The organism is Halobacteriovoraceae bacterium, assembly GCA_020635115.1.
In the GTDB taxonomy this organism is placed as follows: domain Bacteria; phylum Bdellovibrionota; class Bacteriovoracia; order Bacteriovoracales; family Bacteriovoracaceae; genus JACKAK01.
Window position 1 is genome coordinate 113,363 of sequence record JACKAK010000001.1, and the last position, 11,644, is coordinate 125,006.

Annotated in this window: 14 protein-coding genes; 7 read left to right on the top strand and 7 right to left on the bottom strand. The window is 33.0% G+C overall.

Annotated features, from left to right (window positions below; all coding sequences use genetic code 11):
- Positions 1 to 84 precede the first annotated feature (84 nt).
- Genes H6622_00615 through H6622_00640 form a run of 6 tightly spaced genes read left to right on the top strand, consistent with a single transcriptional unit; the run spans position 85 to position 5,321 of the window.
- A complete protein-coding gene (locus tag H6622_00615; protein MCB9060005.1) occupies positions 85 to 1,032 on the top strand; it encodes a P-loop NTPase in 948 nt (315 codons plus the stop codon).
- A 2-nt stretch (positions 1,033 to 1,034) separates the two neighbouring features.
- On the top strand, positions 1,035 to 1,727 hold the full coding sequence (locus H6622_00620; protein ID MCB9060006.1) for a helix-turn-helix domain-containing protein: 693 nt from the start codon (positions 1,035 to 1,037) through the stop codon (positions 1,725 to 1,727).
- A 4-nt stretch (positions 1,728 to 1,731) separates the two neighbouring features.
- The gene (locus H6622_00625; protein MCB9060007.1) at positions 1,732 to 2,709 is read left to right on the top strand and encodes an RluA family pseudouridine synthase; all 978 of its coding nucleotides are present in this window, start codon (positions 1,732 to 1,734) and stop codon (positions 2,707 to 2,709) included.
- A 10-nt stretch (positions 2,710 to 2,719) separates the two neighbouring features.
- Positions 2,720 to 3,316, top strand: a complete 597-nt coding sequence (locus H6622_00630) for a polyphenol oxidase family protein (GenBank protein MCB9060008.1) — start codon at positions 2,720 to 2,722, stop codon at positions 3,314 to 3,316.
- A 54-nt stretch (positions 3,317 to 3,370) separates the two neighbouring features.
- Positions 3,371 to 4,528 (top strand): thioredoxin domain-containing protein, encoded by a 1,158-nt coding sequence (locus H6622_00635; protein ID MCB9060009.1) that lies wholly within the window; start codon positions 3,371 to 3,373, stop codon positions 4,526 to 4,528.
- The gene (locus tag H6622_00640; GenBank protein ID MCB9060010.1) at positions 4,515 to 5,321 is read left to right on the top strand and encodes a TatD family hydrolase; all 807 of its coding nucleotides are present in this window, start codon (positions 4,515 to 4,517) and stop codon (positions 5,319 to 5,321) included. The genes H6622_00635 and H6622_00640 overlap by 14 nt, the downstream gene beginning before the upstream one ends.
- On the opposite strand, the gene H6622_00645 is transcribed toward H6622_00640, so the two are convergent.
- The 3 genes from H6622_00645 to H6622_00655 all read right to left on the bottom strand — a co-directional run bounded on the left by H6622_00645 (position 5,316) and on the right by H6622_00655 (position 7,439).
- Positions 5,316 to 5,696, bottom strand: a complete 381-nt coding sequence (locus H6622_00645; GenBank protein ID MCB9060011.1) for a DUF1311 domain-containing protein — start codon at positions 5,694 to 5,696, stop codon at positions 5,316 to 5,318. The two genes, H6622_00640 and H6622_00645, sit on opposite strands and share 6 nt — an antisense overlap.
- Before the next feature lie 98 nt (positions 5,697 to 5,794).
- Entirely contained in the window at positions 5,795 to 6,511 is a 717-nt protein-coding gene (locus H6622_00650; GenBank protein ID MCB9060012.1) for a Bax inhibitor-1/YccA family protein, read from the bottom strand.
- A complete protein-coding gene (locus H6622_00655) occupies positions 6,504 to 7,439 on the bottom strand; it encodes an alpha/beta hydrolase (protein ID MCB9060013.1) in 936 nt (311 codons plus the stop codon). The genes H6622_00650 and H6622_00655 overlap by 8 nt, the downstream gene beginning before the upstream one ends.
- 212 nt (positions 7,440 to 7,651) lie before the next feature.
- Between H6622_00655 and H6622_00660 the strand changes: the two genes are divergently transcribed.
- Positions 7,652 to 9,061, top strand: a complete 1,410-nt coding sequence (locus H6622_00660; protein ID MCB9060014.1) for a HAMP domain-containing histidine kinase — start codon at positions 7,652 to 7,654, stop codon at positions 9,059 to 9,061.
- Here the strand turns inward: H6622_00660 and H6622_00665 are convergent, their stop codons facing one another.
- From H6622_00665 to H6622_00680, 4 genes are read right to left on the bottom strand one after another with little or no spacing between them, the layout of a single operon-like run.
- Positions 9,062 to 9,592, bottom strand: coding sequence for a hemerythrin domain-containing protein (locus H6622_00665; protein MCB9060015.1), 531 nt, complete (start codon positions 9,590 to 9,592; stop codon positions 9,062 to 9,064). It abuts the gene before it with no gap.
- A 9-nt stretch (positions 9,593 to 9,601) separates the two neighbouring features.
- Positions 9,602 to 9,805: a hypothetical protein gene (locus H6622_00670; protein MCB9060016.1), complete on the bottom strand. Its 204-nt coding sequence runs from the start codon at positions 9,803 to 9,805 to the stop codon at positions 9,602 to 9,604.
- Positions 9,792 to 10,490: a hypothetical protein gene (locus tag H6622_00675; protein ID MCB9060017.1), complete on the bottom strand. Its 699-nt coding sequence runs from the start codon at positions 10,488 to 10,490 to the stop codon at positions 9,792 to 9,794. Before H6622_00675 ends, H6622_00670 begins: the two co-directional genes overlap by 14 nt.
- Positions 10,487 to 11,569 (bottom strand): HD domain-containing protein, encoded by a 1,083-nt coding sequence (locus tag H6622_00680; GenBank protein MCB9060018.1) that lies wholly within the window; start codon positions 11,567 to 11,569, stop codon positions 10,487 to 10,489. Before H6622_00680 ends, H6622_00675 begins: the two co-directional genes overlap by 4 nt.
- Positions 11,570 to 11,644 lie beyond the last annotated feature (75 nt).

The window sequence follows — 11,644 nt, forward strand, 5'->3', positions numbered from 1 at the left end:
ATTATTATTAAATTTGAGACATAATATTAGGGTCCATGTTGTATTAAAACAGGACTATGTGACATTTTTACCAAGGATGATGGATTGTCCTCATTATTTTCCAACCAACAGTTCAATTCAAGACCACACATTGAAAATGTTCGCAAAAACAAGATACTTGCTATAGGTGGTGGTAAGGGTGGTGTTGGAAAAAGTTTAGTGACGGCCAATATTTCAATATGTCTTGCGTTAATGGGTTTTAAGGTTGTAAGTATTGACCTCGACTTAGGAGGGGCAAATTTACATACATGTCTAGGAGTTCCCGTTCCCGATAAAACATTAACTGACTATGTTTCAAAAAAAACGGCCGATTTGAATGAACTTTGTGTTCCAACGGCCATTGATAATCTGTCAATTATTAGTGGGGCCCAAGATGATCTTGGTATTGCTAATCTTAAGCAAATCCAAAAAAGTAAAATACTAGCGAAGCTAGGAGAATTAAATGCTGATTACGTCATCTTAGATCTTGGTGCAGGGACAACTTTCAATACTATCGATTTTTTTATTTCTGCAGATCAGGGAATTCTTATTGCACTACCTGAACCTACTTCAATAGAGAACACTTATCGTTTTATCAAATCAGTTTTCCATAGAAAATTAAAAACAGCAGAAGAATTATTAGAAATTGGACCTCTTATCGATCAGGCCATGAATAGTAAGATTTCTGAAAATATGGCACCTGTAAATTTAGTTCAAAAAGTAATTGAGATAAATCCCATTATGGGTCAAAAACTCAAAAATGAGATCACGCGTATTACTCCTAAATTAATCATCAACCAGGTAAGAACACAAGCAGACATAGATATTGGTTTTTCGATGAAAATAATTTGTAAAAAGTATTTTGGTATGGATTTAGATTATGTTGGTTATCTAGATTATGATGCAACCGTATGGCAATCTGTTAAAAAAAGAAAACCACTTTTAATGGAGTATCCAAACTCAACTCTCGTGGCAAACTTTGACCGCATAGTGCATAGAATATTGGATGTCTAATGATGGAAGATTTTAATAGTGCCACAAATTATTACGAAGTTCTTGAAGTACCTACAGATGCTGGCCCTGATGAAATTCATCATGGTTATATACGTGCAAAGAATGCTTATTCGCAAGATTCTCTGGCCCTTTATTCTTTGATGTCACAAGATGAATGTCAGAAGATGGTTGAAAAAATTGAAGAGGCCTATCATATCATTAGTGATCCGGTGAAAAGAAAACTTTATGATGAGGCCAAGGGGTTAAATCAACATTTGAAATGTGACTCCACATTGCATTCAAATAAAATGATCAACACTCCTCCTTCTAGTACACATCAAGAGGCCAATGCTCAAGAATTAGGAATTAATGAAACAAGTCATAAAATTCAAAAAATTGTGGCCAGTAAGAAATTTTCCCTTGATTACAAAATCAATCAAGAATTTGAAGATGAAATTGAAAAAGCAAGTGAATATACTGGAGAATTTCTTCAGAAGATTCGAGAATATAAAAATGTTGATATTTTGCGAATGTCTGAAATGACGAAAGTTTCTAAAACTTACATTAGATTTATTGAGGAAGAGACTTACGATAAATTACCAGCACTAGTTTATGTGAGAGGCTTTGTGTATCAAATAGCAAAGTGTCTGAAACTCAATCCTGATCTTGTTGCCAACTCTTATCTTGCCAGAGCTAAAAAAATAAAAGAATCTTAGGCACATGGAGATAATAGATTACGGTTCTGATGAAATTGAAGACACTTTTTCGATTCTCATTACGAGTGAACACCATAAACAATTTAAAAGATTAGATCAATTGCTTGCAAGTCTGACAGATTTAAGCCGGTCTGTTGTTAAAAATTTATTTGAAAAGGGACTCGTTTTTTGCGAACAAAGTAAAATTGAGTTAAAAAAACTTCCACAAGTCGGAAGTACAATTATTGTTCAAATCCCTCCGGCCGCACCTTCAAGTGCACAACCAGAAAATATCCCTTTGGAAATTTTATTTGAAGATGAATATTTGGCCATTATTAATAAACCAGCTGGTATGGTGACTCACCCTGCACCTGGTAATTACACGGGAACATTGGTTAATGCAGTTTTACATCACTGTCCAAATTTAAGGGGTGTGGGAGAGGAAAAACGTCCTGGAATTGTACATCGACTTGATAAGGGTACAAGTGGAGTAATGGTTGTGGCCAAAGAGCAAAAATGTCATGAAGGTTTGGTTCAGCTTTTTTCAAGACATGATATTATCAGAAAGTATCAATGCCTAGTAGTTGGCAATAAAGTAGATCCATCAGGTAAACTTGAGGGAAATATTGGCCGACATCCCCAAAATAGGCTCAAAATGGCCATAACAGAAAAAGGCAAGCATGCGGTAACTTATTATAGAGTTATAAATTATTTTGATCGATTTTCGCATCTTGAAATGACGCTCGAAACTGGAAGAACTCATCAAATCAGGGTTCACTTAAGTTCAATATTAAAGAGACCTATTCTTTGTGATCCCTTATATGCGAATCCATTGGATCAATTGAAAAACCTAGGGCCTCAAATTCAAAAAATTTTAAAAGATTATCCCTATCCACTCTTACATGCTAAGGTTTTAGGTTTTGTTCATCCAATAACTAAAAAAGAGCTCTATTTTGAAACTGAGCTTCCTGGAATCTTTCAAAGTGTGTTAGATTGCATATAAAGGGGGAATTTTGAATTCAATTTATGAAGAAGAATATTCTTTTGGAAAATTTCAGACATTTTCATCAAAACCAGAAATGGACTTTTACGAAGTGAAGCAAGTTCATGGAAATAAAGTTGTATGTGCATCGGAGCTAACATTAAATAGTCCTGAAATAGAAGCAGATGGGATTATTTGTTATATTGATAAACTTGTCCCAATGTGCATTAAAACTGCTGATTGTACGCCTTTATTAATAAAGGGAGAGCTCGGCGTGGCCATGTTACATGTTGGTTGGAAAAGTTTAAATCAACATATAATTTTGCAAGAAGAAATTAGAAAACTGCGTCCACAGATTTTTTTATTGGGACCGCATATTTCTCAAGAAAACTATGAGGTATCTGAAGATTTTAAATTAATTTTTCCGGATGAAGATAATTACAGGGCCATAAATAACAAACTATATTTCTCTTTGCACAATGAAATATCAAGACAAATTAAGCTCAACTTTGATAAAGCTGCGATTTATCACAATGCACCATGTACATATAGTAATCCTCTATTACATTCTTTCAGAAAAAATAAAACAGATAAAAGAAATTATAATCTATTTATTCCTCGAAACTAACCATAATGATTTTATTGATGTATCATTTTGCCCAAAACTAATTAAGGAATGCATATGACGGTAAGACAGGACGATGAACTTTTAACGACTAAACTAGATAAATGGCATGTTTTTGTCATATCAAGTGCTATTGGAATGATTGCAACCTCAACCTATCTTACTAATCATTATTTTGATTTTTATTTTTCAGGAAATCTAGGGGGAGGAAGTTTATGTGATATAAATTCTTTCTTCAGTTGCGACACTTCTACAAGTTCTCCGCTATCAAATATCGCGGGTGCTCCAATTTCTATCGTGGGAATCTTTTTGGGTATTGTTTTATTAATTGGATCGTTATTTCCCAATCGAGAATTTGAAAGATCTCATTACTTTATATTATTAATCAATGCATTAGGATGTTTATTTCTTTTTTGCTATTCACTTTTCATCCTTGGAGGACTTTGTCCATTTTGTACAATTTATTATTTATTCTCCGGTCTGGCCTTTTATGCATTTTATAAAAAAAGTACTTTTGGCAAACCTAATTTTATCATCCTCGTCGTGTATGCGTTTATACTATTAAGTGCAGGAGGGCTGGCCAAGTATTTTTTTGATAAAGATGCTTCAAAACTAGATCAATTAGCATCTTCACTGCTAGAACAGTACAATAAACTTCCTAATCTTGGGTTGCCTGAGCTTGAGTCTCCTCATAGGATTGCCAGTTCTTTTCAAAATTTTGCAGATGCACCAATTCAAATTAGTGTTTTTTCTGATTTCCAATGTCCATCATGCAAGATGTTATCAGAAATGCTCCATCCATTAAGCAGACAATTCAAAGACAAAATTAATATTCAGTATTATTTTTATCCACTTGATTTCAATTGCAACCCTGAAATGAAACAACAATTGCATCCCTATGCCTGCCAAGCAGCATATATAGCTCATTGTTCAGGTGAAAAATTTAGTGAAGTTCATGACCAAATATTTTCTGATCAGGCCCAACTTTCAAATGATTATTTAGAAGATCTTTCAAAAAAATATAATGTTGAAGAATGTGTCAAATCGCCACAAACCAAAGAGTCTGTAGTTAAACTTATTGAGCAAGGAAGAACCTTTAACGTGAAGTCGACTCCGACAATGTTAGTTAATGGAGTGAAAATAGAAGGAGCACTTCCAATTAATCAATTTAAAATTATTTTAAATTATCTTGTTGAGAAAAATGGCAAAAAATAAAAGGGAGTTAATACTACCTACTCCCGTCATAGATACTCATTGCCATCTCGACTATCTTAAAGAGAAAGAGCTATGTGATATTTTAGCTGAATCTCATAGGGTTGGTGTAGAAAAAATAATTACTATTTCCGTTACTCCTGAAAATCTAGACCATGCCTATCGACTGGCAAGTGAGAATAACGATATTTACTGTTCTCAGGGAATTCATCCCCACAATGCAAAAGACTTTACCTTACAAGTTAAGGAAAAAATAGCGCATCATTGTAGCAATCAAAAAGTAGTGGCCATTGGTGAGATTGGTCTAGATTACTATTACAATAATTCACCTAGAGAAAAACAGATTACAGCTTTCGAAGAGCAAATTCAACTTGCGAGTGATTTAAACTTGCCCGTCATAATTCACTCTAGGGATGCTGATGATGACATGATCTCAGTTTTAAAAAACTTTTCAAATAAACTTATTTGCAAAGGAGTTATTCATTCATTTACTTCTACTCGAAAACTAGCACAATATTGTTTGGAGGATGGATATTATCTCGGTTTTAATGGAATTATTACCTTTAATAAAGCTGATAATGTTAGAGAAATTGTTCAGATGACTCCAATTGATAAAATTTTATCAGAAACAGATGCTCCTTTTTTAACCCCTACACCCTATAGAGGAGTAGAAAATTCTCCTTATTATTTGCCTTTTGTTATTGAAAAAATATCTGAACTTAAAGAACTAAATATTGATGAAATGAGTTTGATCACCACAGAAAATGCAAAAAAATTATTTCAAAAAATCTTATAAGAAATCAATTTCACCTTTATATACTTTTTGTAAATACATCAGTTCATCATTTGCATATCTTATGAAGCAGTCATAGTAGTACAATTGTCTTCCTGAGCCTCCTTCATAAATGCTGGTTTCAAACATACATTTCTTTTTTGCAAAAATATTCCATGCATTTAAATAAGGAGAGAAAGTATTTTTATATTCAGGCATTTTTTCGTAGATAAGACTACCTTGATAATTTAGTTTCTGTGCATAAATCGCTGCTGATTGCTTTACACATTCTAATCTTTCACTGGCCAATAGATCTGCATCAAAACATTTATGAAGTTTATTCTTAGGTTCATCTGCAAAAATGTAAAAAGGGAGTAAGCACATCACTAATAATTTCATAGAACCTCCATTATTCAGACAACGATAAACAGACTCCTATCGTTTAGGAAGTAAAAGTAAGAATATGTTTGATGAAATAAGATCTTGAAAGAATAGTTTTATCTTTTTCGATTTCCCATCACTCGTAAAATCTTAAGAAATAAGTTTATAAAATCAAGGTATAAGATGAGTGCTCCCATAATAGTCTCTTTATGATCTTCTTCAGTCCCTTCATTTCCAATGATATTCATTTGTTTTATTTTTTGAGTATCATAGGCCGTCAGTCCAGAAAAAACGACGATTCCCACTAAACCGTAAATCATACTAGTTTGACTAGTCATTAAATTTGGAAAGAAAAGGGTAAGAATCCCAAAACCTATCAGTCCCCATAATCCCATATTACAAAATGTTCCAATTGGGCCTAGGTCTTTTTTGGTCACATATCCAAAAAGGCTTAATCCTGCAAAACTAAATGAGGTTAATAAAAACGCTGACATAATGCTTTCACTTGTATAGATGAGTGAAATTACTGAAAGTGTCACTCCTGTCAAAATACAATAGACAAAGTAAATAAGCGTAGCAGATTGAGCAGACATTTTATTAACCATTGCACTCAATCCAATAACTGCAATTAATTCTGCAATTAATAATCCATAAAAGAGATAAATATTTGACATCAAATAGCTCATGAATGATTCTGAAGTTGCTACATAGTAAGAAGTCGCTGCTGTTACACTTAGCCCTATTGTCATCCACTTATATACTCCGGCCATAAATCTGGCAGTTTCTTCGACTTTAGCGATTTCGGATCGACTATGAACATGAACTTCACTCATGAGTTTTTTCCTTTTTTAAAAATTCTCCATAATTCTCAACAATGTTATCTACATTATCCAGAATTTTCTTCTGAATGTCTTTAGCATTATCAATCCCACTATGATCTTCTCTTCTAAGTTCGTTGATCACAGTTGTAAGCTCAACATTTTTGGCAATATTTGGGCCATCATTAAAAATTAATTCTCTGTCCCCAATGAAATTCAAATTTTTAACAACATTTTCAGGGATGATATCATTATCCATTCCAACAGAGTCTAATGTAACTAAGAGATCAACTCCTCTAAATCCATGCTTTATTGAATTAAGTTCATTCGCAATATCTACAACTGAGTCTCCCCCGAAAGAATGGCCAATGAGAATTAAAGGAGCCTTTTTGTCTAATTTAGAAATTTGCTCAAGTACTTCTTCTTTATCGCTCCAGGAGTATTTTTGTGAATGATCAATAAAATCAGACATTTCACTAAGTCCACCTTTTGAACTATCACTCAGTCCCCACCAGTCAAATCCAGTCATAAAAAATATACCAGGGGATTTTTTTGCTGATTCTGATTTTAGATCATTTGTTATTTTTTCAGATTTTGAATCGCTGATGTTTGAGATATTCTCTTTTTCTTTTGAGTTGCTTAAAAAACCCGATACCAATCCCCCCACAGTAGAGAGTCCTTTTTGAGCTAAATTGAGAACTTCTTCTTTCGCCATACTTTCAATTGCCTGCTTTGCAACATCTTTGGTCTTGCTCCCTAAATCTACTTTTTTATTCGAAGGAAGCTCAGAAGACTTTTCTTCTCCACTAAGTGCATCCTTCAATAAATTTTTAGGATTTTCTTCAATTAACTCTTTGCCCGCCTGCCTAGATTTAGCACGTCCAATGTATTCTTGACGATTCTTATTAACAATAACATCATTTGTCATACTCATGAATTTCATATTAACTCTTAAAAGAATCTAGCGCAATATTGACCAATTTTGCACAAAGCTTCCCTTCAAATAGATGATATTTTTTTTTAATTTATATACAAAAACATTTTAATCCATTATTGCAATTAAAGTGGAGATTCAACTCTGACAACGAGGGATGAAAAATTAAAATTTTTTTCAAAAAACCGATGAGAGAGAATCACAAACATAAGAAAATTGGCATGAAAAAAAAGTTTCTATTAGTCATCACTATTTTAACAACGATATGTATTTTATTAATTCTCTGTCTATATTTTGAAGCTAAAATTCTGTCAGGGATTAGAGCTTATGTTCGTGGAGAAGGATTGTATTCCAAAGGTCAAAAAGATGCAGTCATTGCTTTGACAAAATATGTCCGCACAAAAAAAGAAGAAGATTTTAGAGATTTTGAAGAAATGATCTCAATTCCAATTGGAGATCGAATTGCCAGAGAAGCATTATTAGAGGATGAACCAAATAAAGCGTTGGCATACAAGGGTTTTTTACAAGCACAAAATTCAAAAGAAGATATCCCAACCATGATTAATCTATTTGTTTATTTTCAAAAATTGCCTTTTATTGCCAATGCCATTCAAATCTGGACAGAAGGAGATAAGAAAATAAAACAATTGCATGAAGCAGGAAACAATTTAAAAAATGCTGTTCAAAAAAATGAACAAATATTGATTGATAAATATATGCTTGAAATAAATGTGCTTAATTCTAAACTTGCAGCTTTAGAGTTAGATTTTTCACTTACACTTAGTGAAGGAGCAAATGGAATTTCACAATCCATGATAAGATTAAGCTACTTTTTCTTTTTTATGGTTTTCATTTTAGTATTTTTTTATATTAAAAATATTGTAAAATCGGTTGATAGATTAGAGAAATACTTAAAAGATAAGCAATTAAAATTAAAGAATGAAGTTGAAATCAAAAATCGTTTTTTCTCAATAATTGCCCATGACTTAAATAGCCCATATAATCAGTTAATGGGTCTGACAGAAGTGATGACAAGCGAAGCTGATGAATTTTCAAAAGAAGAAATCGTTGAACTTGCTAAAAATGTTTATGAATCAGCTTCAAGAGTTTTCAATTTGCAAAACGATCTTTTAAAATGGTCGCGCACTCAATTTGAAAAGGGTGAGGTAAGCCGAAAAAAAATCACCACGACTGAACTTTTTAAAGACTCTATACATATTTATAAAACAATTGCTGAAGATAAAAATATTTCACTATTAAACCATATACAAGAAGAATTAGTTCTCGTTGATCCGGATATGATTCAAACTGTTTTAAGAAACCTTATCTCAAATGCCATCAAGTTCACTCCTAAAGAAGGAAAAATAGTTCTCTCCTCGGAACTCAAAGGAAATCATGTTGAAATTAAAGTTACCGACAGTGGAGTTGGAATTTCAAAAAAACAACAAGAAGATTTGTTTCGGCCAGATAAACTATCATCAAATTTTGGGACCAATGGAGAAAGAGGTACAGGGATTGGTTTGATTTTATGCAAAGAGATGCTACAAAAAAATGATGGTGATATCAATGTAGAATCAAACGAAGGAAATGGAACACAAGTTATTTTCACCATTCCTCTTTGTAAAGAATGATCAATTCTCTTTCAATCGATATAAACCAGAAACTTGTTTATTATAGATATTTTTTTTGAGATTCTCATGTTCACTTATAAGACCAAGCATTTTCATGTCGATTTCTTCATTACCATTTGACATAGATTCTGCTCGATTAAAGAGTGCAAGATTTTCTTTATGAATGTGGGCCAGGTTTAACGTTGCATACTCATTTAAAATATTACATGCTTCTTCTAAACGTCTAAGCATTACACTAGTCTTAAATTTATCTAAAGTGTCTCTTAATTTTTCATGCTCTTCTAACATCTTTTCAATTGGCCCATATTCTAATTGAGGTACTTCAGAAATCATCCATTTAAAGAGAACTTCTTCTTCCTTATAGTGATGATAATCATCAACAAACTCATTAAAAAAATCAAACATCGTTTGAAAGCTTTCCTGTGTTAGATTTTTTGTTTTATCAACCCAATTCAAGTAGTGATTCAAATAATCACAAATAATTTCATGTTCACTTCTTAAAATTTCTGTCGTTTTCATTGGTTTAGTCATAACATTAAGTTAATTAGTAAAAATTCCAACCGCAACACTAATAATTGAAGGATTGCCTTGGCCTGTTTTGTCAAAAATATATCTATAATTGAGTTTGATATCTAAATTTACATCACTTGTTCTAAAGAATGTTGTTCCAGCAGTTACTCCCAAAAGAAATCCGGCGGCATCCTCTACTTTCTCTTCTTCTTTTAGAGAATTAAAAAAAATCACCCTTTGTAGAATCCCCCTTAGCTGCCGCATAACCAAACGAAGCACCTATGTGTGGAGAAATATCTGAATCACTGAAATAATAACTCCCCTCTATAACAGGGGCAATATAAAACGCATTACTATTGAAAGCTAATTCAAGATTTAACCAAAGAGCAGCATTTTTTCGAACCAACCATTGTTTCCCACCAGTAAATCCATATCCAATGCCATCATCACCTTGCCAAAGATTGTCAAACCATGTTGGAGCCAAAGCATAATATGTACTAGTTTTCGATTTTCTCGTTTTGTTTAGTACATCTTCTTCTTCTTTTAAAACTTCTCCAACTGCAGGGCCTGATTCACCTTTCAAAACACTCTTAGCGATTCTCAAAAGTCCTTTATCGGCCTCATCTAACTTTTTTATTTTAGCTGATCCGGATTTAACTTCTTGTCCATCTTTTTTCTTTTTTGCTTTTAAAAGATAAGACTCTCCTATCTTATAAATACTCAATGTAATCTGAAAATCTGCTTCATTATAGTCATTCTTTACAACTGCCCCATTATCCTCAAGGCTTTGTTTAAATATAGAATACATTACATCAACATCTTCAGGTGTTACTCCCTTTGATCTCACTGGCTCAATATATACACTTTGAGCAAATGCGCTGAAAGTAAAAGTAAAAAAAAGAATTAGTCTTCTGATCATTCCATGTCCTCGATTTTAAAACCGGCCAATTTATCGGCCAGAGTATAAGTGAGATCACTATTATTTGACTTTTTTTTGTCTTTTTCAAGAGTAGAATTATCTTTTTGTGTTGGAGACACTTTTTGCGTATACAGAGGGAGTTCAGATTTAAAAACTGTTCTATCTAAATGTTTTATGAAATTTGACCATGGGCCTTGAAGATTATCAGTCCTTTTGACTTGTTCCATAGAATTCATTTTTGAATCCATAAGATCTATAAGATGTACCAAAAAGGCCTCTGAAGTTTGTGGCAGCTTAGGGGAGCCATACTCGTACTCACCATGATGAGATAATAGAATATGTTTTAAATGCATTTTTGTATCAGAGGGAAAGCCTTCTATTTGCGAAGTGTATTTTTCAATAAGTTCAACACCATTTGATAGATGTCCAACTAAACGTCCATGATCAGTATAATCACATAATGGCCCCGCAGTAAGTTCAAATATTTTACACAAATCATGCATGATTGCACCAGCAACCACAAAATTCTTGTTCACTTGATAATGCGCAGAAAGCCAAATGGCCAACTGAGTACATGATAGAATATGTTCAAGTAATCCCCCTTCATAGGCATGGTGGACACTCTTTCCGGCCTGCCACTTAAGTAAACGTTCAAATATTTTAGGATCATTTAAAACTTTTTGCAAAAGCTCCTTAATATAAACATCATTCAATTCATTAATAATTGAATGTAACTCATCAAACATCTTGGTTGAATTTTTTTGAGATTTTGCAATAAAATCATCTTCATTAATATCTGATGGATCTACTGAATAAATTTCTTTCACAACGAGTTGGTTTCGACCTTGATATGTGTTAATTTTTCCTGTCACTCTTGCGTAATCTCCGCGATTTATTTTTTCGGCCGTTTTTTCTGCCGTGTTCCATTTTCTCGACTCTAAATCCCCTGTTCTATCTGTCAAAATGATATTCAAATAAGACCTTCCATCCCTTCCTTGCATCACTGACAAATATTTTATAAGAAAAAGCTCATTCACATCAGCTTTTGACTGCAAATCTTCCACAAAAACTTTCTTCATTAATCCCAGACCTTCTTTTGATTTAAATTGCCGCTATACTGCCCCACATGATGACAAAATGTCTACACAGACGTC